19 protein-coding genes are annotated in these 22032 nt (G+C 74.2%); 11 read left to right on the top strand and 8 right to left on the bottom strand.

From position 1 onward, the window contains the following. Positions 1–19: 19 nt before the first annotated feature. Entirely contained in the window at positions 20–820 is an 801-nt protein-coding gene (locus ACIF6F_RS13410; protein WP_399945447.1) for a nuclease-related domain-containing protein, read from the bottom strand. A gap of 648 nt (positions 821–1468) precedes the next feature. Here ACIF6F_RS13410 and ACIF6F_RS13405 point away from each other — a divergent pair. The 6 genes from ACIF6F_RS13405 to ACIF6F_RS13380 all read left to right on the top strand — a co-directional run bounded on the left by ACIF6F_RS13405 (position 1469) and on the right by ACIF6F_RS13380 (position 8780). Next, positions 1469–1804, top strand: coding sequence for a hypothetical protein (locus ACIF6F_RS13405; protein WP_399945445.1), 336 nt, complete (start codon positions 1469–1471; stop codon positions 1802–1804). Between the two features lie 890 nt (positions 1805–2694). After that, positions 2695–3621: a hypothetical protein gene (locus tag ACIF6F_RS13400; protein ID WP_399945443.1), complete on the top strand. Its 927-nt coding sequence runs from the start codon at positions 2695–2697 to the stop codon at positions 3619–3621. A gap of 248 nt (positions 3622–3869) precedes the next feature. Continuing rightward, on the top strand, positions 3870–5069 hold the full coding sequence (locus ACIF6F_RS13395) for an ATP-binding protein (RefSeq protein ID WP_399945440.1): 1200 nt from the start codon (positions 3870–3872) through the stop codon (positions 5067–5069). A 338-nt stretch (positions 5070–5407) separates the two neighbouring features. Further along, positions 5408–6781, top strand: a complete 1374-nt coding sequence (locus tag ACIF6F_RS13390; RefSeq protein ID WP_399945436.1) for an FtsW/RodA/SpoVE family cell cycle protein — start codon at positions 5408–5410, stop codon at positions 6779–6781. Then, positions 6778–8256: a penicillin-binding transpeptidase domain-containing protein gene (locus ACIF6F_RS13385; protein WP_399945434.1), complete on the top strand. Its 1479-nt coding sequence runs from the start codon at positions 6778–6780 to the stop codon at positions 8254–8256. The genes ACIF6F_RS13390 and ACIF6F_RS13385 overlap by 4 nt, the downstream gene beginning before the upstream one ends. Before the next feature lie 44 nt (positions 8257–8300). Further along, on the top strand, positions 8301–8780 hold the full coding sequence (locus ACIF6F_RS13380; RefSeq protein WP_399945431.1) for a DUF3291 domain-containing protein: 480 nt from the start codon (positions 8301–8303) through the stop codon (positions 8778–8780). A gap of 131 nt (positions 8781–8911) precedes the next feature. Here ACIF6F_RS13380 and ACIF6F_RS13375 read toward each other — a convergent pair whose 3' ends face one another. Then, entirely contained in the window at positions 8912–10018 is a 1107-nt protein-coding gene (locus ACIF6F_RS13375) for a ferritin-like domain-containing protein (RefSeq protein WP_399945428.1), read from the bottom strand. A gap of 180 nt (positions 10019–10198) precedes the next feature. Here ACIF6F_RS13375 and ACIF6F_RS13370 point away from each other — a divergent pair, with 180 nt between their 5' ends. The 4 genes from ACIF6F_RS13370 (at position 10199) to ACIF6F_RS13355 (ending at position 13846) form a co-directional block, all read left to right on the top strand. After that, positions 10199–11128, top strand: coding sequence for a diiron oxygenase (locus tag ACIF6F_RS13370; protein WP_399945426.1), 930 nt, complete (start codon positions 10199–10201; stop codon positions 11126–11128). A 47-nt stretch (positions 11129–11175) separates the two neighbouring features. After that, the gene (locus ACIF6F_RS13365) at positions 11176–11892 is read left to right on the top strand and encodes a TetR/AcrR family transcriptional regulator (RefSeq protein ID WP_399945424.1); all 717 of its coding nucleotides are present in this window, start codon (positions 11176–11178) and stop codon (positions 11890–11892) included. A gap of 117 nt (positions 11893–12009) precedes the next feature. Further along, complete coding sequence (locus ACIF6F_RS13360; RefSeq protein WP_399945422.1) at positions 12010–12291, top strand: hypothetical protein; 282 nt, start codon at positions 12010–12012, stop codon at positions 12289–12291. 85 nt (positions 12292–12376) lie between these two features. Beyond that, on the top strand, positions 12377–13846 hold the full coding sequence (locus ACIF6F_RS13355; protein WP_399945419.1) for an NlpC/P60 family protein: 1470 nt from the start codon (positions 12377–12379) through the stop codon (positions 13844–13846). Here the strand turns inward: ACIF6F_RS13355 and ACIF6F_RS13350 are convergent. The 5 genes from ACIF6F_RS13350 to ACIF6F_RS13330 all read right to left on the bottom strand — a co-directional run bounded on the left by ACIF6F_RS13350 (position 13741) and on the right by ACIF6F_RS13330 (position 20307). Next, positions 13741–15057 carry a styrene monooxygenase/indole monooxygenase family protein gene (locus tag ACIF6F_RS13350; protein ID WP_399945417.1) on the bottom strand — a complete coding sequence of 439 codons (1317 nt, stop codon included), beginning with the start codon at positions 15055–15057 and terminating at the stop codon, positions 13741–13743. The genes ACIF6F_RS13355 and ACIF6F_RS13350 overlap by 106 nt on opposite strands. Before the next feature lie 94 nt (positions 15058–15151). Then, on the bottom strand, positions 15152–15784 hold the full coding sequence (locus ACIF6F_RS13345) for a GTP-binding protein (RefSeq protein WP_399945415.1): 633 nt from the start codon (positions 15782–15784) through the stop codon (positions 15152–15154). Next, positions 15765–16136, bottom strand: coding sequence for a DUF742 domain-containing protein (locus tag ACIF6F_RS13340; RefSeq protein ID WP_399945413.1), 372 nt, complete (start codon positions 16134–16136; stop codon positions 15765–15767). Before ACIF6F_RS13340 ends, ACIF6F_RS13345 begins: the two co-directional genes overlap by 20 nt. Continuing rightward, a complete protein-coding gene (locus ACIF6F_RS13335) occupies positions 16133–16609 on the bottom strand; it encodes a roadblock/LC7 domain-containing protein (RefSeq protein WP_399945411.1) in 477 nt (158 codons plus the stop codon). Before ACIF6F_RS13335 ends, ACIF6F_RS13340 begins: the two co-directional genes overlap by 4 nt. Continuing rightward, positions 16606–20307: a nitrate- and nitrite sensing domain-containing protein gene (locus ACIF6F_RS13330; RefSeq protein ID WP_399945408.1), complete on the bottom strand. Its 3702-nt coding sequence runs from the start codon at positions 20305–20307 to the stop codon at positions 16606–16608. The genes ACIF6F_RS13335 and ACIF6F_RS13330 overlap by 4 nt, the downstream gene beginning before the upstream one ends. 416 nt (positions 20308–20723) lie before the next feature. On the opposite strand from ACIF6F_RS13330, the gene ACIF6F_RS13325 reads away from it, so the two are divergent. Further along, positions 20724–21497, top strand: coding sequence for a protein phosphatase 2C domain-containing protein (locus tag ACIF6F_RS13325; protein ID WP_399945405.1), 774 nt, complete (start codon positions 20724–20726; stop codon positions 21495–21497). Between the two features lie 87 nt (positions 21498–21584). Here ACIF6F_RS13325 and ACIF6F_RS13320 read toward each other — a convergent pair whose 3' ends face one another. Continuing rightward, a complete protein-coding gene (locus ACIF6F_RS13320; protein WP_399945402.1) occupies positions 21585–22028 on the bottom strand; it encodes a MarR family winged helix-turn-helix transcriptional regulator in 444 nt (147 codons plus the stop codon). Positions 22029–22032 lie beyond the last annotated feature (4 nt).

Below are 22032 nucleotides of genomic sequence, written 5' to 3'. Positions count from 1 at the left end.
CCGGCCGCACGCCCGGCGCTCAGGCGCGGAGCCAGGTCCGGCGGTCGCGGGCCAGCCCGTACAGCGCTTCGACGTCGGCCGGTTTCAGGACGCCGGCCAGGCGGCCCAGGCCGGCCGCGCCGCCCTCCCGCACCACCTCGACGTCCCGCAGCGAGGGGGCCACGTCCACCCGGGACGCGTCGATCACGGCCAGCACCGGTCGCACCGCGGCCGTCAGCGCGTGCCCGGCACGGGCGGCCGCACGGCGTACCCAGCGGGGGCCGGGGGACGGTTCGGCGCGGCCCACCGCGAGCAGCAGGTCCCCGACGGAGGCCCGCTGGCGGCGGCCGGCGGCGGTACGGACGACCAGTACGCCACCGGGCCCGATCAGCAGGTGGTCGATCCCGGCCGGGCCGGCGCCCGGCAGCGGCACCGAATGCAGCACCCGCCAGCCCATCGGCTCCAGCCCGTCCAGCTCGGCCCCGAAGCGCTGCTGCGCCAGCAGCTCGTACCGCAGGCCGCGGGCACGGCGGCCTGGAGTGCCGTACGCGAACTCGCCGAGCAGCGTCTCGCCCGGCCGGTTGGGCGCGAGGTCGTCGTCCGGCGGGAGGGCCAGCCGCAACAGCTCGGCGCGGCCGGGCACGGGCGGCGGGCCCACCGTGTACGAGCGGGTGAGGTACGGGCCGAGCACGGCCAGCACCGCCTCCTCGTGCTCCCGGCCGAGCAGGCTCACGCGGCCGGTGTCCCGGTCGTACCAGGCCACGCTCCTGCCGTCGGGCAGGCTGACGTACAGGCGGTCCAGCCCGTTGCCGCGTGCCGGTGTGACCGTGAGTCCGCGCATCCCCGACCCCCCTCGACGTCCCGCTCCCGCCATGTGAGCAGCCCACCGCCCCGGGTGCAAGCCCCGTACCGGCCCCGTGCCGTTGCCTCCCCAGCTACCGTGCGGGGCCTTATCCCCGCCCCGCCCTTCCTCCGTTCCCAGGGGCTCCGCCCCTGACCCTTCGGGGGCTCCGCCCCCGCACCCCCGCTCCTCAAACGCCGGAGGGGCTGGACATGCCCGGGGCACAGGAGGTGCCGACGGCGCGGGACACACCGGGACGCAGGAGGCTGCCAGCGGCGCGCGCACGACAACAGCGCCGAACGCCACCACCCCCGGCGCGCCTCGCCCTCCTCGGCACACACCGCCAGCCGATTGGCGCGCCCGGGGCCGCCCGCCGACGTGGGGCCCGCCGACCGGGCACCGCCCGGAGGCTGCGTTGCTGCGGGATCCCGCAGCGGCTCGGCCCACCCCCGCCCCCGGGCAGGGAATCGAGATGCCAGGCGGCGGCCCCGGGCAGGACGGCACCCCTTCCAGCAATCCGCAAGCGCGCGGTCGTGTAACGACTTCGCGCGGTCGGCGACGGGTGGCCGTTACACGGCCGCGGCGGTGCCGCAACGCCCGACTCCTAGCGTGGGGTCACCAGCCGAACCCCTACCGTCGAGGACTCCCGTGAACAGCACCTTCCGCCGCACCACCGCCCGGGCCGCCGCCGTCGCCGCCGTGGCGGGCGGGCTGCTGTCGCTGCCGGCCGCGGCCGCCCTCGCCGACACACCGGGCACCGACACCCCCGTCCAGAGCGTGGCCCTGGTGTCCGCGGCCACCGCCGACCGCCACGAGATCACCGCCGCCGCAGCCCGCACCGGGGTCCGGGCCGGTGTCGAGGCGCTGCGCCCGGCCGGCTCGGGCGACGGCCTGGTGCTGATCGGCGCAGGCGCAGGCATGGCCGCCGCCGGCGCCGCCGGCCTGGGCTTCGCGATGCTCCGCCGAGGCCGGACGCCCTCCTGACCAGCCCTGCCAACCATCCGGATGCCGGGTGTTCCCCCGCCCCAGCGCCTCGCCCCAGACACACCGAGCCGTGGTCATTCCGCCTCGGAGGCAGACGGCCTGCGTACGGAACCGGCACCAGATCAGCCGGCTCATGTTTGCTCTCCACGCCGAGTCCATGGTCAGGCCGTTGGCACTGCACCCCTCGCCTCGGCCCCGCTCCCGGCCGCCACTCCCCTTGGCTGCCCTGGTGGGTCGTGTGGTGTGTGGGGAAGGTGCTTGACGCGTCGTGGCAGGCTGGTCCGGAGGCAGGCCCGGGCCTGGGGTGGCCGAAGGCCAGGGCGAAGCCCCAAAGCCCCAGGGGTGGGCCTGCCGCTGGGCCTGCAGGCCACGACGCGTCAAGCACCGAGGGGACCCACACACCACACGACCCACCACCGAAGCGAGGGTCGGCCGCGCAGCGGCTGTGCGTGTCGCGGTCGCTGCGTCTCGTGTGTCTGCTGCGCCTCCCGCATACCGGACTCGGCACCGGCACGCGCGGGAAGGCAAGGCAGAACGCCTCGCAGCGTCGCGCCGCCCGCCCACCGGCCCGCCCGCCCTCGGCCCACCGGCACGACCTCCTGCCCGAACAGCGGCCCCGCGCGCCCCCGGCCGTCCCGGAATCCAGCAGATGGACAAAAAGGACTTCACGCCGAATAAGGTTTACGGTGCCATCGAGAGGCCGGCGCCCCGGCCGATCACCCTCGGCGGCTAGCCCCCCGGCGACCACCGCCCGGACCAACAGCAGAACCAGCACCAGCACCAGCACCAGCACCACACCGTCCCCCACGCGGGCGCGACCTGATCGCCCGGCCGTCGCCGAGGCGACCACTACCCCCGCGCGGAGGCCCCGAGCCGCACCCAGGAGGCCCGTGAAGCCGCGTCGTACGCCGTCCGGGGCGACCCAGCCCCCCGACCGCACCCCGACCGCGGCCCGCGCCTCGAAAGCGGCCCGCACCCCGACCAGGACCCCCCAACCCCCTGCCGGGACCACCCGCACCCCAGGCACCCCAGGCACCCCCCACCCCCACACCCACACCCACACCCACACCCGCACTCACCCGCGCACTCGCACGCTTACGCGCACCCTCGCCCTCACCCTCGCCCTGCCCCTCCCCCTGGCCCTGCTCACCACCGGCTGCGGCGGCTCCGGGCGGCTGGAGAGCGCGGGGCCCACCCCCATCGCCAGCGGCCCGGTGCACCTGTGGCCGCAGCGCCAGGGCGCCTCCGTGCTGCCCGCCGATCCGGCCGGCGCCCCGCCCGAGTACGTCACCGGCATCCCGCCGGTCACCGCCCAGAACGTGCACCAGGTCGACCCCGTGGCATTGGTCAAGGCCGAGATCAAGGAAGCCACGAGCACGGTCACCGGTCCCGACGCGATGCCGCCCGAAACCATCGCCGCGATCGGCACCTGTACGCGGGCCGGCGCCCCGAAGTGCCCGGTGCTCGCCCCGTACTACCGCGACCTGACCGGCAACGGCCGCGACGAACTGATCATCGGCATCGAGCTGCCCGACCGGCAGCTCGCGGTCCGCGCCTTCACCGCCGACCCGGACGGCCGGCTCAACCGCATCATGGGCACCATCGACTCCGTGATCGGCGTGGAACTGGCCGGCCGGGACGTCATCATCCGCGTGCCGGGCGGCAACGCGGGCTACGAGTGGATCATCGCCTGGTCCTGGGACGAGAAGCAGCGCACGATGCTGCCCACCCGTGACCAGATCGTGCGCGTGGCACAGCCGCACGGCCCGAAGCGACCCGCCACGTCTCCCACCGCCTCTCCCGGGACCGCACCGTGACCACCGACGACACGAGCGCCCACGCACCCGCACCCGCACCCGCACCCGCACCGGCATCCACCTCCGCACCCGCACCCGCACCCACACCCACACCCGCACCCACCCCCCGCCGGAAACACGCCCCACGGTCCAGGCCCAGGCACCCCCGTCTCCCCCCTCACTCCCGGCTCCCCCGTCGCCCCCCTCGCCCCCGCCTGCCCGCCTGGACGGCCACGCTCACCTGGAAGTCCGCCTGCTTCATCGTCGTGATGTGCTGCGCACTGGCGGCCGTGCTCGGCGTACTCGTGCACGTGGAGGTCACCCGCCAGACCGTGCAGACCGCCCGGGACAAGGCACTCGCCAAGCTGACCGACGCCTCCCGCGCGTACGAGGCCGGCGAGGCCCTGCCGCCCGGCTCGGGCATCGACCCGCCGGAGCTGCCGGCCTCGCTGCGCGCCCTGGCCGTCGCAGGGTCGCGCGGCACGATGGTGGCCGACTTCCGGGGCAGCCCCACCATGTGGGCGGCGGCTCCGGCCGACGGCCGGGCCCTGGCCACCACCATCGACTACGCGCAGAGCGCCAGGACCATCAGCGGCCTCGACAAGGCGATCATCGGCTCCTCGGTGCTGGCCATCGGCGGCACCCTGCTGATCGGCGCCTTCGCGGTCACCCGGGTCACCCGGCGGCTGCACCAGACCGCAACCGTGGCCCGGCGGATCAGCCAGGGCGACCTCGACGCACGGGTGGCGGACCCCCGTGCCGAGGACCCCTCGCGGCACCAGGACGAGGTGGCGACGGTGGCCGGAGCGCTGGACACCATGGCCTCCACGCTCCAGGCGAAGCTGACGAGCGAGCAGCGCTTCACCGCGGACGTGGCGCACGAGCTGCGCACCCCGCTGACGGGGCTGTCAGCGGCGGCCGAACTGCTGCCCGAGGGCCGGCCGACTCAGATGGTGCAGGAGCGGGTGCGGACGATGCGCCAGCTGACCGAGGACCTGCTGGAGATCTCCCGGCTGGACTCGGGCAGCGAGCAGGTCGAGAACGACGTGCACCGGCTCGCACCGCTGGCGGAACGGGTCGTACGCGCGTCGGGCACGGACACCGAGGTCGTGATCGTCGAGGACCTGTGCGTCGAGACGGACCGGCGGCGGCTGGAGCGGGTGCTGGGCAACCTGGTCGGGAACGCGCACAAACACGGACGCGCACCGGTGGTCCTGACGGTCCACGGACCGGTCGTGACGGTACGGGACCACGGCGACGGCTACCCGGACTACCTGGTGGCGCACGGCCCGCAGCGCTTCCGCACGGAACCGCAGGCAGGCGGCAAGGGCCACGGCCTGGGCCTCACCATCGCGGCCGGTCAGGCGGAGGTCATCGGCGCCCGCCTGGAGTTCCGCAACGCGCCCGACGGCGGCGCAGAGGCAGTCCTGACCCTCCCGACACCGCCCCCGGAAACACCGGAACCCTGACCAAAGCCAACCCGCGCCGACCTGCGCCGACCTGCGCCGACCCGCGCCGACCCGCGCCGACCCAACCAAACCCAATCCAACCCAACCCGCGCCGCGCAACCCAAGGCCAACCCCGCAAAGCAGTACGGCGAGGGCGCCCCTTGCGCACCGGAGGGCGCCCCCGCCCGTCTATTCGCGGCCCAGCAGCCGGGACTTGGCGGCCGCGAACTCCACGCGAGCACGATGAACTCCACAGGGCCCATGTCCACTCCGGCCTATCCGGCAACCACTCCTGACGTTTCTTCAGCACACTATGACATAAAGGGACATAAGCTTCGGCTACTTGCTACCTTGCCGATATGACCGCATTGACGGCAAAGGTGGCCGCGGACAGTCCCCCGCCGCCACCCCCGCCCGGGGTACGCCACCCCAAGCGCAGGGGCGCCGAGCTCGCCCTGCTCGCGGGCGCCGTCCTGATCGTCTGGTTCGGCCACGCGAGCGTCGGCCTCACCCTCCGCGGCGCGGTCCCCGAGGGCGCCGGCCGCTTCGCCGCCGGGCTGGCCGCCGCGGCCCTGGTCGCCCATCTGGCCGTACGCCTCTTCGCGCCGTACGCCGACCCGCTCCTCCTCCCCATCGCGCTGCTCCTCAACGGCCTCGGCCTGGTCCTGATCCAGCGCCTGGACCTGGCCACGCCGGGCCGCGTCGCCGCCCCCGACCAGCTCGTCTGGTCGGGCCTGGGCCTCGCCCTGTTCGTCGCCGCGGTCTGCCTGCTGCGCGACCACCGGGTGCTCCAGCGGTACGCCTACCTGTCGGTGGCCGCCGCGCTGCTGCTGATGCTGGTGCCGGTGCTCTTCCCGCCGATCAACGGCGCCCACATCTGGATCCGGTTCGGCGGCCTCTCCTTCCAGCCGGGCGAGTTCGCCAAGGTGCTGCTGGCCGTCTTCTTCGCCTCGTACCTCGCCGCGAACCGCACCGCCCTCGCGCTCACCGGCCGCCGGATCTGGAAGTTCCGGCTGCCGCCCGGCCGGGTGCTCGCGCCGATCCTGACGATCTGGCTGCTCAGCGTGGGCGTCCTGGTCCTCGAACGGGACCTGGGGACGTCACTCCTCTTCTTCGGCCTCTTCGTGATCATGCTGTTCGTGGCCACCGGGCGCATCGGCTGGATCGCCATCGGACTGCTGCTGGCCGGCCTCGGCGCGTTCGCGGTCGGCACCCTGGAACCGCACGTGAACAGCCGGGTGGACGACTGGCTGAATCCATTCGCCTCCATCGAGGCGGGCCAGGGACCCGGCCAGCTCGCCCAGTCGCTCTTCGCCTTCGCCGAGGGCGGCGCCCTCGGCACCGGCCTCGGCGAGGGCCACTCCACGCTGATCGGCTTCGCCGCCAAGTCCGACTTCATCCTGGCCACGGCGGGCGAGGAGCTGGGCCTGGTCGGGCTCACCGCGATCCTGCTGCTGTACGCGCTCCTCGTCGCCCGGGCCTTCCGGGCCGGGCTGGCGCTGCGGGACCCCTTCGGCCGGCTGCTCGCCACCGGCCTCGGCGCCATCGTGGCCCTCCAGGTGTTCGTGATCGCCGGCGGGGTCACCGGCCTGATCCCGCTGACCGGCATGGCGATGCCGTTCCTGGCCCAGGGCGGCTCGTCGGTGGTGACGAACTGGCTCATCGTGGCGCTGCTGGTCAGGATCAGCGACTGCGCCCGCCGCCCCGTCCCCTGGAACGAGGATCCCGCGTGATCCGCTACATCCGCTGGTCGGCCGTCTTCTGCCTCGTCCTGCTCGTCGCACTGCTGGTCAACGCGACCCGGCTGCAGATCTGGCGGGCCGGCTCCCTCACCGACAACCCGGCGAACAAGCGGGGCAGCATCGCCCGGTACGCCGAGCCGCGCGGCGACATCCTGGTCGACGGCCGCCCGGTCACCGGCTCCCGGGACAGCGGCCAGCAGCTGCGGTACGAGCGGACGTACAGGAACGGACCGCTGTACGCGCCGGTCACCGGCTTCTCCTCGCAGACCTACGGCACCAGCTTCGTCGAGCGCGCCGAGGACCGGCTGCTGTCCGGCACCGACCCGGGCCTCACGGCCTTCCCGCTCTGGTACGAGTTCATCCGCGGCCGCCCGGCCGGCGGGGACGCGGTCACCACGATCCGGGCCCAGGCCCAGCTGGCGGCGTTCACCGGCCTGGCCGGACGGCGCGGGGCGGTGGCGGCGCTGGAGCCCACGACGGGCCGGATCCTCGCGCTGGTCAGCAGTCCCTCGTACGACCCCGCGGTGCTCTCCGGCACCGGGGCGTCGGTGCGGGAGGCCTGGTCGCGGCTGAACGCGGACCCCACCCGGCCGATGCTCAACCGGGCGCTGCGGGAGACCTATCCGCCGGGCTCCACCTTCAAGGTCGTCACCGCGGCCGCGGCCCTGGACGCCGGGGTGGTCACGGACGTGGACGCGCCGACCGGCACCCCCGACCCGTACGTCCTGCCGGGCACCACCACCGTGCTGCCCAACGCGTCCACCGGGTGCGAGGACGCCTCGATGGGCGAGGCGATCCAGTGGTCCTGCAACACGGTCATGGCCAAGATCGGCGTCCAGGTGGGCCTGCGCGGGATGGTCGAGGCGGCGGAACGATTCGGCTTCAACGACGCCGGGCTGCGCGTGCCGTCCTGGGTGTCCCGCTCGAACTTCGACACCGACATGAGCCGGGACCAGCTGGCGCTGTCCTCGATCGGGCAGTTCAACACCAAGGCCACCCCGCTCCAGATGGCGATGGTGGCGGCGGCCGTGGCCAACGGCGGCGAGTTGAAGCAGCCCTACCTGGTCGACCGGACCACCCAGGACGACGGGGACGTCGTCCGCCAGAGCGGCCAGCGCACCCTCGGCCGCGCCATGAACCCGGCCACCGCGCTGCGGCTCCAGGAACTGATGCGGCGGGTCGTCGAGGAGGGCACCGGGCGGAACGCGGCCATCCCCGGCGCGGAGGTCGGCGGCAAGACCGGCACCGCGCAGCACGGCGTGGGGAACGCCGGCACCCCGTACGCCTGGTTCATCGCCTGGGCCAGGCCGGAGGGTTCCCCGCTGCCGGCGGTGGCGGTGGCCGTGGTGGTCGAGGACGCGGAGGCGGACCGGGGGGACATCAGCGGGAACAGCAGCGCGGCGCCGATCGCGCGGGCCGTGATGGAGGCCGCGCTCGCCACCGACCCGCGGCGTCCCACTCCTTGATCAGGCGCTGCCGGAACGCCCGGGTCCGTGCCTAGGGTGCGGGCATGACTGAATCCGCCCGTCACGAACTGGCCCAGGTGAACATAGGACGACCCAAATACCCTCTGGACTCGGCGGAGTTCAAGGAGTTCATGGACGGGCTCGACCCTGTCAACGCGGTGGCCGACGCGGCCGACGGCTTCGTGTGGCGGCTCCAGGACGACTCCGGCAACGCCACCGCCGTGTCCGTGCTGGGCGACGACTCGCTCATCGTGAACATGTCGGTCTGGCGGGACGCCGAGGCGCTCGGTGCCTTCATGTACCAGGGGCTGCACCGCAGCTTCCTGGCCCGTCGCCGCGAGTGGTTCGAGCACCTCACCGAGACGGTCACGGCCCTGTGGTGGGTGGAGGCCGGCGTACGCCCGACCGTGCAGGACGCGGAGGAGCGCCTGCGCCACCTCCGCGAGCACGGCCCGAGCCCGTACGCCTTCTCGCTCCGCACCCCCTTCCCGCCACCGGCTCAGCCCGGCCCCGTACCGGCGTAGCCCGGCCCGGCGCCAGGGGCGCGCACGCGGCACCGCCGGCGTAGCCCGGCCCGGCACCGGAGCCCACCCACCCGGCCTGATCCGCACGGACCGCACGGCCCGGGCGGACCGCACGGCCCGGAAGGCCCGGACTAGGGCCGGGCGCCCTCCTCGATGGCGTCGCGGACCTCCGCGACGCGGGCGGCCTCCTCGGCGGCGAAGCGCTCGCGGTCCAGGGCCTCGGCCAGTTCCTCGTCCTGGGCCATCAGCAGGTCCAGGTTGGAGTCGCCCATCTCGAAGACGCCCATGTCGAGGTAGGCCTTCTGGAGCCGCTCGCCCCACAGGCCGATGTCCTTCACGCACGGCACGATCCGGCTGAACAGCAGCTTGCGGAAGAGGTGGAGGAAGTCGGACTGCTCGGAGTACTCCTCGGCCTCCTTCCGGGGGATGCCGAAGTTCTCCAGCACCTCCACGCCGCGCAGCCGGTCGCGCATCAGGTGACAGCCCTCGATGACGAACTCCTCGCGCTCGCGCAGTTCGGCGTCGGAGAGCTGCCGGTAGTAGTCGCGCAGGGCCATCCGGCCGAAGGCCACGTGCCGGGCCTCGTCCTGCATCACGTACGCGAGGATCTGCTTGGGCAGCGGCTTGTCCGTGGTGTCGCGGATCATCCCGAAGGCGGCCAACGCGAGCCCCTCGATCAGCACCTGCATGCCGAGGTAGGGCATGTCCCAGCGGGAGTCGCGCAGGGTGTCGCCCAGCAGGCCCTGGAGGCTGTCGTTGACGGGGTAGAGCATGCCGACCTTCTCGTGCAGGAAGCGGGAGAAGATCTCGGCGTGCCGGGCCTCGTCCATGGTCTGGGTGGCGGAGTAGAACTTCGCGTCCAGGTCGGGCACGGACTCCACGATGCGGGCAGCGCAGACCATCGCGCCCTGCTCGCCGTGCAGGAACTGGCTGAAGTTCCAGGCCGCGTAGTGCCGACGGAGCTCACCCTTGTCCCGGTCGGTGAGCTTCGCCCAGTGCCGGGTGCCGTAGAGGGTCTGCACCTCGTCCGGGGTGCCGAGGGGGTCGTACGGGTCGACCTCGATGTCCCAGTCGATGCGCTTGGCCCCGTCCCACTGCTTGTCCTTGCCCTTCTGGTAGAGGGCGAGGAGGCGCTCGCGGCCGTCGGCGTACTCCCAGGTGAAGCGGGCGGAACCGGACGAGGGGATCTGCCAGATCCCCTCGTTCGGACGGGTGGTGTAGAGCTCGTGCGTCGACACTGACGCCCCCTTGTCTCGCGTTGCGGTCGCGGACTGCCGTACAGGAGTGGATGGTTGGCAGGTTCACACGTTGGTAGACGCGGGGTCAACAACTCGTGCGCGGGGGATTGACGACCTTGCTGACAGGGCGTCTCATAAGTGGGTGACCGCTGGTAACCCACTCACGAGGTGTCCGACCCCATGACGACCGTGACCGACCGCACCGTCCTGCGCGACGCCCTCGGCCTGCTGAAGGACCGTGAGCAGATCGCCGAGCGGCTGCTGGAGTCCTCCGCCAAGCACTCCTTCGACCCCGACAGGGAACTCGACTGGGAGGCGCCGCCCGTCGAGGGCAAGTGGTACTGGCCGCCGGAGCTCGTGTCGCTGTACGACACCCCGCTCTGGAAGAAGATGCCCGAGGAACAGCGCATGGAGCTGGCCCGCCACGAGGCGGCCGCCCTCGCCTCCCTCGGCATCTGGTTCGAGATCATCCTGATGCAGCTCCTGGTCCGGCACATCTACGACAAGTCCCTGACCAGCAACCACGTCCGCTACGCCCTCACCGAGATAGCCGACGAGTGCCGCCACTCGATGATGTTCGCCCGCATGATCAAGGCCGGCGGGGCGCCCGCGTACCCGGTGTCCCGGGTCAACCACAACCTCGCCCGGGTGCTGAAGACGATCTCGACCACCCCCGGCTCGTTCGCCTGCACCCTGCTCGGCGAGGAGATCCTCGACTGGATGCAGCGGCTCACCTTCCCGGACGAGCGGATCCAGCCGCTGGTGCGCGGGGTCACCCGGATCCACGTGGTGGAGGAGGCCCGGCACGTCCGGTACGCCCGCGAGGAGCTGCGCCGGCAGATGCTCACCGCCCCGCGCTGGGAGCAGGAGCTGACCCGCATCAGCTGCGGCGAGGCGGCCCGCGTCTTCTCCCTCGCCTTCGTCAACCCGGCCGTCTACGACAACGTCGGCCTGGACCGCCGCGAGGCCGTCGCGCAGGTCAGGGCCAGCGGCCACCGCCGGGAGGTGATGCAGACCGGCGCCAAGCGGCTCACCGACTTCCTGGACGACATCGGCGTGCTGCGCGGCGTCGGCCGGCGGCTGTGGAAGAGCTCGGGGCTGCTCGCCTGACGGCGGGACACCCCCGCGCACCAGCCCTGGCGGCTACGCTGCCGGGCATGACGACCCGGACGACGTACCGCAGGCTGAGCGTGGAGGAGCGGCGGGGCCAGCTGCTGGAGGCGGCCCTGTCGCTCTTCGCCCACCGCGCGCCGGAGGACGTGTCGCTGGACGACGTGGCCGAGGCGGCCGGGGTCTCGCGGCCGCTGGTGTACCGGTACTTCCCGGGCGGCAAGCAGCAGTTGTACGAGGCCGCGCTGCGCACGGCGGCCGACGCGCTGGAGCACTGCTTCGCGCAGCCGCAGACCGGCCCGCTGAGCCGCCGGCTGGCCGAGGCGCTGGACCGCTACCTGGCCTTCGTCGACGAGCACGCCACGGGCTTCGCCGCCCTCCTGCAGGGCGGCAGCGTCGCCGAGACCTCCCGGACCACGGCCACCGTGGACGGGGTGCGGCGGGCGGCCGCCGAGCAGATACTCGTGCACCTCGCCGTGGAGCGGCCGGGCCCCAGGCTGCGGATGATGGTCCGCACCTGGATCACGGCCGTCGAGGCGGCCTCGCTGATCTGGCTGGACGAGGGCAAGCAGCCGCCGGTGGAGGAGCTGCGGGACTGGCTGGTCGACCAGTTCGTGGCCCTCCTGACGGTGACCGCCGCGACCGACCCGGAGACCGCCGAGGTGGCCCGGGTGGCACTGGCCCTGGAGGAGGGCGACGGACCCGTGGGCGTGCTGGCCCGGCGGGTGATCCCGGTGGTCTCGGAGGCCGCGCACCTGTTGTGAGCCGCACGGGCGGCCGGACCGCCTGGGCCGCGGGGTGGTCAGCCCGCCTGGGGCACGGGGCGGCCGGACCGCCTGGGCCGGGGGCCGTACGGCCGCCGGGGCTGTGAGACTGGTGCGGTGAAGAGCGAGAACACCCCCTTCGAGGGCGGCCCGATGGACGGCCGGGTGCTGCCGGTGCTGGTCGGCCCCACCGGCCACCCCCCGAAGACGTACGAGATTCCCGTGCCGGACCCGGACGGCGGCCCCCCGACGGTCCTGGTCTACCGCCGGGTCCCGGCGGGCTACTCCAAACGCCTGGGCCTGCAGACCGGCTGGAAGTACGAGTGGGACCCGACGGGTGAGCGGCGGCGCCTCAGATGGCCCTGGTCCAAGCCCACCCCGCCTGCGCCGGAAGGGTGATGACCCCGGCACCGCCGACCCGGTTGGCCGATTCGTACTACTTCGCGTGCCACGATCCCCTCCCGAGACACGGAGAGGTGATCACATGCCGGGACGGCTCCTTCGGCTCGTCTGCGCGGCCGCGACCACGAGCGTGGCGCTGGCCCTCGCCACCCCGACCCCGGTGGCGGCCGGTACGGGCCCCCGGGCCGCGCTCCGGGCCCCCGGACCGGCCGGACCGGGGGCGGAGGACGCGTACGGAACCCCCGGCGAGCCGGGCCCGGGCGCCGCACCCTACGGAGGGGACACGGCCGGCGGCGGCTCGTCGGAGACCGACGGCACCGCCGCGCCCGCCGCTGCGACGGCCGACGTCACGCCGGTCGACGCCCCGACGTCCGACGGCACCGGCCCCGCCGGCGGCCCGGCGGCCGGTGACGGCTCCGTGGCCGGGCTGTTGAGGCGCCTCCAGGGCCTGTACCAGAAGGCGGAGGAGGCCAGCGAGGCGTACAACGCCACCGAGGTCACCCTGAAGGCGAGCCAGGCGGAGGAGCGCCGCCTGAGCGGGGAGCTGGGGAAGGCCCGCAACGCCCTCGGCGCCACCCGGGCCGCGGCCGGCCGGCTGGCGCGCAGCCAGTACCAGGGGTCGGCGGCGTTCTCCCCGTACGTCCGCATGCTCCTCTCCGGCAGTCCCCAGCAGGCCGTGGACGAACGGCGGCTGGCCCGGCGCGAGGCGGCGCACCAGGCCCGCCTGCTGGCCCGGCTCACCGGCGCCGAGAAGCAGGCCGGGGCGCTCGCCACCCGGGCCCGCAAGGCGCTGGACGCCCAGCAGACCCTGGCCGCGCAGCGGAAGAAGCAGCGCGACGAGGTGAACCGGCAGCTCGCCGAGGTCCAGCGGCTGCTGGCCTCCCTCAGCGCCGAGCAGATCGCGGCGCTGACCGCCCTGGAGAAGGCGGGCGACGACAAGGCCCAGAAGGAGCTGGAGGATTCGGGCCGCCTGGGCGAGGGGAAGACGACCCGCAACCCGACCTCGGAGGGCGGCCGGGCCCTGGCGTACGCGGTCGAGCAGATCGGCAAGCCGTACGTCTGGGGCGCCGAGGGCCCCGCGTCCTTCGACTGCTCCGGGCTCACCTCGCAGGCGTGGGCGCACGCCGGCCGGTCCATCCCCCGGACCAGCCAGGAGCAGTGGGCGCAGCTGCCGCGGGTGCCGCTGGACCGGCTGCGCCCCGGCGACCTGGTGCTGTACTTCCCCAAGGCCACGCACGTGGCGCTGTACATCGGCGGCGGGAAGGTGATCCAGGCCCCGCGGCCCGGCGCGAAGGTCAAGGTCTCCCCCATCGCCGCGAACCCGCTGCTGGGTGCCGTGCGCCCGGACCCGCTGGGCGAGCCGCTCGCCGAGTTCTCCCCGCCGCCGCTGCCCGCCCAGGGGGCGGCGGAGGCGGGGTCCGGCGAAGGGGCGGACGGCGACGCCGGCTACTCGTCCGAGGAGGCGCCCTCGTCGGACGACGCGCCCTCGTCGGAGGAGGCGCCCGCCGGGGAGGCGGCCGGGGCCACGGAGGCGGACACCTCGGCCAGGTAGTCGGCCGCGTCCTGCGGGTCGTAGAAGTAGTGGTCGAAGTCGGCCGGGTTGTCGAAGCCGTTGGCGAACCGGTCGGCCACCGGCTGGAGCTGCCCGGCCGCGCCGATGAGGCCCAGCACGTGCTCGGGCGGCACGCCCAGCATGGCGTTGGTCCACTGGGTGACCGGCTTGCCGGTGGTGAACCAGTACTTGTCGAAGGTGGCCTTCATCCAGGCCTCGTCGAACTCCTTGTCCCCGTGCATCAGGATCGAGGAGAGGTACGAGGCGGCGCACTTGGCGGCCGAGTTGGAGCCCTGGCCGGTGATCGGGTCGTTGGCGACGACGACGTCGGCGACGCCCAGCACCAGGCCGCCGCCGGGCAGCCGCCCGATCGGGTTGCGGACCACCGGGGCGTAGCGGCCGGCCAGCGTGCCGCCGGCGTCGGTCAGCTCGACCCGGGTGGCGCGGGCGTACTCCCAGGGCACGAACTTCTCCATCAGCTCCAGGGTGAGCGCCAGGTGCTCGGCCGGGTCCTTGACGCCCTGGAAGGCGTCCACCGGGCCGCCCGGCAGGCCCTCCCAGAAGAGGATGTCCGCGCGGCCGGAGGTGGTCAGCGTCGGCATCACGAAGAGCTCGCCGACGCCGGGGACCAGGTTGCAGCGGACGGCCTCGGTCTCGGGGTGCTCGGCGCGGGGGGCCAGCCCGTGCACGTACGAGACGGCCAGCGCGCGCTGCGGGGCGTCGAACGGGGAGCGCGCCGCGTTGCGGCCGAACATCGAGACCAGCTCGCCCTTGCCGGCGGCGACCAGAACCAGGTCGTAGGTCCGCGCGAAGTAGTCCAGGTCGGAGACGGCGGCGCCGTGGATCACGAGCTGGCCGCCGCGCTGGGCGAAGGTGTCGAGCCAGCCGGCCATCTTGACGCGCTGGTCCACGGACTGCGCGTAGCCGTTGAGGCTGCCGAGCCAGTCGACCGGGCGGCTGCCGTCGGGGGCGGCGACCGAGACGCCCAGGCCCTCGATCTTCGGGGCCTGGCTCTCCCAGAAGTTGAGCTGCAGGTCGCGCTCGTGCTGGAGGGCGGTGTCGAACATGCACTGCGTCGACATGACCCTGCCGGAGCGGATCTCGTCGGCCGTGCGGTTCGACATCAGGGTGACCTCGTACCCCTTGGCCTGGAGGCCGAGGGCGAGCTGCAGGCCGGACTGTCCGGCTCCGACGATGAGGATCTTCCGCATGGCGATGTCTCTCCGGCTGTGGGGGCTGGGCGCTGGGCTGGACGGGCCGGGCCGGGCCGAGTTCCGCTGGGCTCGGCCGGGCCTGGCCCGCGGGCTATTCGGGGGTGTTGTCGAGCGCGTGGGAGACGAGCGTGAGCAGCGACTCCAGTACGGTCACCCGGCTCCGCGCGTCCATGATCACCACCGGCACGTGGGGCGGGATGGTGAGGGCCTCGCGGACGTCCTCGGGCTCGAAGGAACGGCTGCCCTCGAAGTGGTTGACGGCCACCGCGTACGGCAGACCGCAGCTCTCGAAGTAGTCGAGGGCGGGGAAGCAGTCGGGCAGCCGGCGGGTGTCGGCCATCACGATGCCGCCGATGGCGCCGCGCACCAGGTCGTCCCACATGAACCAGAAGCGCTCCTGGCCCGGGGTGCCGTAGACGTAGAGCACGAGGTCGTCGTCGAGGGTGATCCGGCCGAAGTCCATCGCGACCGTGGTGGTGTTCTTCGCCGGCGTCGAGGTGAGGTCGTCGGTGGGGACGCTCGCCTCGGTCATCAGCGCTTCGGTGCGCAGCGGGGTGATCTCGGAGACCGAGCCGACGAAGGTGGTCTTGCCCACGCCGAAGCCGCCCGCGACCAGCACCTTGACGGCGATGGGCGCGCGCGAGCGGTCGTACTGCCAGGGCTGTACGCCCTCGTCGGCCTCCGCGGGGACGGTGAGCATCGGTTCAGAGACGGCGGAGCCCATCGAGCACCCTTTCCAGCAGTGCGCGTTCGGGGCGGCCGGTGCCGTGTCCGGTGCCGTAGACGCGGATCCTTCCCTGGTCTGCGAGGTCGCTCAGCAGCACGCGGACGACGCCGAGCGGCAGCTTGAGCAGCGCTGCGATCTCGGCGACCGTACGCATGCGGCGGCACACCTCGACGATGGCGCGCATCTCGGGTGTGCGGGCCGTGGGGCCCTCCTTGGCGTCCAGGGTCGCGACGAACGTCTCGACGAGCAGGACGTGACCGAAGCGGGTGCGCCCGCCGGTCAGGGAGTACGGCCGGACGCGGGCGGGGCGGCGGTCCGCCCCGCGTATCGGCAGCCGGTCGGAGGTCACGGGTTTCTCTCCATGGACTGGCGCAGCTCGCTGCGGACTTCGGGGGTCAGGACGTGTCCGGCGCGGCCGACGAACAGGGCCATGTGGTACGCGACGACGCTCATGTCGCAGTCGGGCGTGGCGTGCACCCCGAGCAGCGAGCCGTCGCTGATCGCCATGACGAACACGCTGCCGTGCTCCATGGAGACCATGGTCTGTTTGACGCCGCCGCCGTCCATCAGGTGGGCGGCACCGACGGTCAGGCTGCCCAGCCCGGACACGATGGTGGCGAGATCGGCGGAGGCCCCCCGCGGCCCCTTGGTCTCGGGTCGTTCCGCGTCCGCCTGTCCTGGGTCGGAGGACAGCAGCAGCAGCCCGTCAGAGGAGACCACGGCCACCGAGAGCAGCCCTGGCACCTCCTCGACCAGGTCGGTCAACAGCCACTGCAGGTTGCGGGCCTGGGTGCTCAGTCCGTACGTACTGGGCGCGGTCACGTGCGTGCCTCCTCGACGGTGTCCCCCTCGTCCTCGGCCCGCTGCCGCTGCCTTTCTTCGGCGAGCTCCGCGTCCACGACGCGGCGCCCGTCACGGGCCCCCTGGTAAAACCCCCCGAGCCGGCGCCGCAGTTCCTCGGCGTCGACCCTCGCGGCAGGCTTGCGTACGTCCTGTGTGCCGTGCTCGACGACACGCGGGGTGCGCTTGGGCAGCCCCTTGTCGGTGACGAGCGGGCGCTCCAGCTCCTCGGTGTCCTCGTCGGACTCCTGCTCGGGCCGGGCGGTGGCCCGGTCGTGCCGGTGCGGGTCGTCGTCGCCGGCGGCCGCCGGGCGCGGCAACGGGGCCGCGAGCACCCACGCGTCGGGCTCGGCGCCCTCGCCGGCCGCGGGCGCGGCCGCGGCCGCGGCACCGGCCTCGGCACCGGCCTCGGGCTCGGCGTCGACCCTGGACGCGGCGTGCGCCGCGGGCTCGGCACCGGGCTGGGCCGGCGGCCGGTCGTCGCCCTCGCGCTCGGCAGGCGCCTCGGCCTCGACGGGCTCCGCGCCCGCGAGCGGCCAGTCGTCCCCACCGGCACGGCGCGACCGCCGGCCACCGGCGACGGACTCGGACCCCACGTGGGAGGTGGTCTCACCAACGGGCCCGGGCTCGGCCAGCGGCCAGTCGTCGGCCTCCGACGCGGTGAGCACCTCGGCTTCGGCTTCGGTCTCGGACTCGACAACGGGCTCGGCTTCGGCCAACGGCCAGTCGTCGGCGCCGGCCCGGCGCGAACGACGGCCGCCGGCCACGGACGCGGCACGGGCCGAAGCCTCGGGCTCGGCGACGTGCTCGGGCTCGGGCTCGGGCTCGGCAACGCCCTCGGCGTCGGCGTCGGACTCGGCATCGGCCAAGGGCCAGTCGTCGTCGCCGGCACGGCGCGAACGACGGCCGCCGGCCACAAGGTCGGACCCCGTGGGGTCCGCGGCCTCGGCGACGGGCTCAGGCTCGGCCGGCGGCCGGTCGTCGGCCTTCGGTTGGGTGTGGGCCACAGGTTCGGCGTGGGCCGGCGGCCAGGCGTCGGCCCCCGTCGCGGCCTCGGCCGCGTGCTCGTCGGAGACGGGCGCCGCATCGGCCTCCGGCTCGGCCTCGGGCCGGGCGTCGGCCAGTGGCCAGTCGTCCGCCTGCGCCGCAGGCCCGGGCTCGGGCCGGCTGCCGGGTACGACGAACACGTCGGCCGTGCCGGGGACGGCCACCGGAGCCTCCGGCTCGGGGCGGTCCTCCCGTACCGGCTCCGGCTCGGCCGGTGCCTCGTGCGCGGCCGCGGTGCCCGGCACCACGAAGACGTCGGACGTGCCCGGGACGGGCTGCGGCTCCGGCGCCTCCGGGTCGGGGCGGGCTTCCCGTACCGGTTCCGGCACGGCACCGGCCTCCGGGGCCGCCGCGTGCTCGGCCTCCCGGGCGCCGGGGACGGAGCCCGCGGACCCGGAGCCCGCCGGCTCGGCCACGGACCGGAACCTCGGCGGCAGGACGTTCGAGTTGGCCTCGGCCACGATCCCCGGCAGCTGGAGCTCCGGAGCCCCCGGCACGCCCAGGCGGTACTCCGGCTGGGCCGGCGGCGTCGCCGGCAGCAGGGCCTGCGGTACGACGACCAGCGCCTCGGTGCCGCCGCCCCGCTGCGCCCGCAGCTCGGCGGTGACGCCGTGCCGCGCGGCCAGCCGGCCCGCGACGTACAGGCCCAGGCCCAGGCCGTGCTCCGCCTCGTCCTCCTGCTCGAAGGCCTCGGGGTCGGCCAGCCGGGCGTTCAGCAGGGCCAGCCGGTCCTCGGTGACGCCGATACCGCCGTCCTGTACGGACACGACGACCGAGCCGTCGTCCGTCGTCCAGCCCGACACCTTCACCTTGGCGTCCGGCGGTGAGAAGGTCGTGGCGTTCTCCAGCAGCTCCGCGACCACGTGCGAGACGTCGTCGGCGGCGTGCCCGGCGACCTGCGTGTAGGCGGGGAGGGCCTGGAGGTCCACCCGCTCGTACCGCTCGATCTCGCTGATCGCGGCCCGCATCACGTCCACCAGCGGCACCGGGCCCGACTGGCCGTGGCCGTGCTCCTGGCCGGCGAGGACCAGGAGGTTCTCGTTGTGGCGGCGCATCACCGTCGCCAGGTGGTCGAGCTTGAAGAGGGTGGCGAGCCGGTCCGGGTCCTGCTCCTTGGCCTCCAGCTGCTCGATGACCGTCAGCTGCCGCTCGACCAGGCCGAGGGTGCGCAGTGACAGCGACACCGAGGTGGTGAGCAGGATCTTGCGGTGCTCCTCCAGGTTCGCCTTGAGTTCGGCGAGCTCCTTGTCGAGGGCGGTCTTGGCGGCGCTGAGCGCGTCGTTGCGGCCGATCAGGCGGCGGCGGTCGGCGTCGAGGCCGGCGATCCGGGTGTGCAGGGCGGTGGACTGTGCCTCGGCCCGCGCGTGGATCTCGTTGAGGGACCGGACCACCGCGGCGAACTCGTCGTTGCGGCCGGTGAAGCGGACCGGGTCGGAGCCGCCCTCGTGGTCCGGCGACGCCAGCCGCTCCGCGCCGCGCCGGAGCACGGACAGGGGCTGGGTGAGGGTGCGGGCCACGGCCGTCGACACGCCGACGGAGACCAGCACCAGCAGGCCGACCAGGCCCAGCAGCACCTCTCCGGAGGTCACGTCGTCGTCGCGGAGGGCGGCGAGGGCGGTGGCGCGCTCGGCGGTGAGGGTCGACTCGACCGAGCGCATGCGGTCGATACGGGCGCTCAGCGCGGCGGAGACAGTCTCCGCGTCCAGCCTGCGCTCGGCGGCGGACAGCCGCGGCCCGTCGGTGAGCTTGGCGAGGAAGGCCTCGGCGGCCTTGACCTCGGGGCCGCTGACCGTGGCGGCGAGGGTCTCGCGCACGTCGGGCCGGGCCGCGCGGTCGAAGTCCTCCAGGGCCGCCTGCTCCCGGACGCGGGCGCGCTGGGCGGCGGCGGTCAGCTCGTCGCGGGTCTTCTCCTCGCCGCTGGGCGGCGCGTCCTCGTACCGGCCGGTGACCGGGTTGTAGACGGTGCCCGGCTCCTCGCCCTCCGGCACGGCGAGGGCGGCGAGGAGGAGCCCGCGGGTGGCGGAGGCCTGCTCGACGGCCCGGCTGAGCGGGTCGAGGGCGCGGCTGGTGGCGAGGGCGGCCGCGGCGCGCGGCGGGGTGCGCCCGGCGAGTTCGCCGGCGGGGGCGAGGAGTTCCCCGAGGAGTTCGGAGTACGCGGTCTCCGCGGCGGTGGCGGAGCCCTTGCCGGAGACGGCGGCCTTGCGGACGGCGGCGACGCGGTCGAGCGTGCGGGCGAGGTCGGCGTCGGCGCCGTCGCGGGCCTCCTCGATCTGTCCGTCGACGCGCTCTGCGCGCTGCTTGACCTGCGCCTGGGCCTTGCCGGCGCGGCCGGCGGCGACGTACGCGACCACCGCGTCGCGCTCGTCGGCGAGGGCGTGCGCCAGGGTGACCGTGGCGCGGGTGTGCTCGGCGAGGGTGACCAGCCGCTGGGAGTCGTTGAGTTCGGCCGAGGCCGCGATCAGGGCGGGTGCTCCCGCGCCGGCGACCGCGAGGGCGACTACGGCGACGCCGAGGACCAGCCGGCTGCGTACGCGCACGGGGCGGCCGGCGCTGCCGCCGGTGCCCGCCGCGTCTCCGGTGCGCTCCGCTCCCGCTGGGGCGCTGCCGTTCTTCCGAGACCGCTTCTTCTGCACCGGTGCTCGCAATCCTGTACGTGTGCTCGTCTACTCGCCCCCGGCTTCGTCCGGGGGGACCCGTGGCCGAGGTGACGGCCGGTCAACAAGTAAACGCCTCCGCCCCCTCGTACCGCTTCAGACCATTCCAAGTGTGTTTGGGAGAGAGGCACGCATCGCCTGCCCGGCCACTCGAACGAGTGAACATCAGGGAAGAGTTGGCGATCAACTCGGGGGGCCCGCCGCCGGGGGGTGGTGTCGGGCGGGTGGTTGAAACCGCAAGGGGGCTTTGGCAGTATGCCCGCCCACATCACACCGGACCCGGCGCCTCCGTGAGGGGAGGGTCCGTGAAGGCGCACCCCGGCCTGGTACGGACCAATTCGCGGCCCTGGTGCGAAACTCCGGCCCGGCGGGGACATCCCGGGCAGACTGTCCATATGCGCATCGACCTCGCCTCCGCCCCCGGGGATCCGCAACACCCCAACGAGGACTGGCTGTCGGCCGTCCTGCCCGCGTCGGGGCAGGGCGGGGTCGTGGTGGCGCTGGACGGGGTCACCCCGCCGCGCGGGGACGACGGGTGCACGCACGGGGTCCCGTGGTTCACGGCGCGACTGGGCGGCCGGCTGACCGAACTGTCCGGATCGCGGCGGGACATGACGCTTTCGCAGGTGTTGGCGAAGGCGATCTCGGCGACGGCCGACGCCCACCGCGAGACCTGTGACCTTTCTCACGTCCGTACGCCGCAGGCGACGGTGGTCATGGCGCGCTGGGACGAGCGGTCCGTGGAGCACCTGGTGCTGTCGGACTCGGTGCTGCTGCTGCGGGATCCGCTCGGGGAGGTCACCGCGGTGCGGGACGACCGGCTGGACCGGGTGCCGCGGGAGGTGCTGCGCTCGGTGGCGGCGGCCGATGCGCTGCGCAACGCGGAGGGCGGCTTCTTCACTGCGGCGTCGGACCCGTCGGTGGCGGCGCGGGCGGTCACCGGCACGACGCCGCGGGAGGCCGTGTCGGCGCTGGCCGCCCTGACGGACGGGGCGACGCGATGGGTGGACACCTTCGGGGAGGGTGACTGGGCGGACCTGTTCCGCCTCCTCCAGAAGGAGGGAGCGAGATCACTGATCGACCGGGTCCGCGCCCTGGAGGGCGGCTCCTCGGGCGCGGGCCGCGGCAAACGCCACGACGACGCGTCGGTGGCCTACGCCACCCTCTGACCATGCCGCTCCCGTGCCGGGTCCCCCCGCGCCCCCGGCAACGAACCGCACCCGGCACGGGACCCGCACGGGACCGGCAGCGGAGCGTCAGGCTTCGCCGCCCTCGTTCAGCTGGTTCAGGAGGCGCGCCAGTTCCGCCACCTCGCCCCGGTCCCAGCCGGCCAGCTTCCGCCGGTACTGCTCACGGCGGGCGTCCCGCACCCGCAGGAAGCGCTCCCGCCCGGACGGGGTCAGCCCCACCAGGAAGGCGCGGCCGTCGGCCGGATCCGGCTCTCGGGCCACCAGCCCCAGGTCCTCCAGGGCCCTCAGCTGCCGGCTCATCGTGGCCTTGCCGACCCCGAAGTACGCCGCCAGGTCGGTGGCGCGCTGCCGGCCCGCGTCCTCCAGGCGGACGAGCAGTCCGTACGCGGCGGGCTCCAGCTCGGGATGCAGCTCCCGGGCCATCTCGCCCGACGAGGCGCGGGCGCGCCGGAGGAAGACGGAAAGCTCCCGCTCCAGCGCGAGGAACTCCTGGTCTCCGCTGCCCTGCACGTCC

Origin of the sequence: Streptomyces sp. NPDC086023 (genome assembly GCF_044540325.1) — a bacterium.
Lineage (GTDB): Bacteria > Actinomycetota > Actinomycetes > Streptomycetales > Streptomycetaceae > Streptomyces.
This window is presented reverse-complemented; position numbering and strand designations above follow the sequence as displayed.

Bases quoted from the DNA above. Each gene is read 5' to 3' on its own strand.
- ACIF6F_RS13350 (WP_399945417.1), bottom strand. From the start codon at position 15,057: ATGCGGAAGATCCTCATCGTCGGAGCCGGACAGTCCGGCCTGCAGCTC.
- ACIF6F_RS13395 (WP_399945440.1), top strand. From the start codon at position 3,870: ATGTGCTGCGCACTGGCGGCCGTGCTCGGCGTACTCGTGCACGTGGAG.
- ACIF6F_RS13410 (WP_399945447.1), bottom strand. From the start codon at position 820: ATGCGCGGACTCACGGTCACACCGGCACGCGGCAACGGGCTGGACCGC.
- ACIF6F_RS13345 (WP_399945415.1), bottom strand. From the start codon at position 15,784: ATGGGCTCCGCCGTCTCTGAACCGATGCTCACCGTCCCCGCGGAGGCC.
- ACIF6F_RS13365 (WP_399945424.1), top strand. From the start codon at position 11,176: ATGACGACCCGGACGACGTACCGCAGGCTGAGCGTGGAGGAGCGGCGG.
- ACIF6F_RS13390 (WP_399945436.1), top strand. From the start codon at position 5,408: ATGACCGCATTGACGGCAAAGGTGGCCGCGGACAGTCCCCCGCCGCCA.
- ACIF6F_RS13380 (WP_399945431.1), top strand. From the start codon at position 8,301: ATGACTGAATCCGCCCGTCACGAACTGGCCCAGGTGAACATAGGACGA.
- ACIF6F_RS13370 (WP_399945426.1), top strand. From the start codon at position 10,199: ATGACGACCGTGACCGACCGCACCGTCCTGCGCGACGCCCTCGGCCTG.
- ACIF6F_RS13355 (WP_399945419.1), top strand. From the start codon at position 12,377: ATGCCGGGACGGCTCCTTCGGCTCGTCTGCGCGGCCGCGACCACGAGC.
- ACIF6F_RS13325 (WP_399945405.1), top strand. From the start codon at position 20,724: ATGCGCATCGACCTCGCCTCCGCCCCCGGGGATCCGCAACACCCCAAC.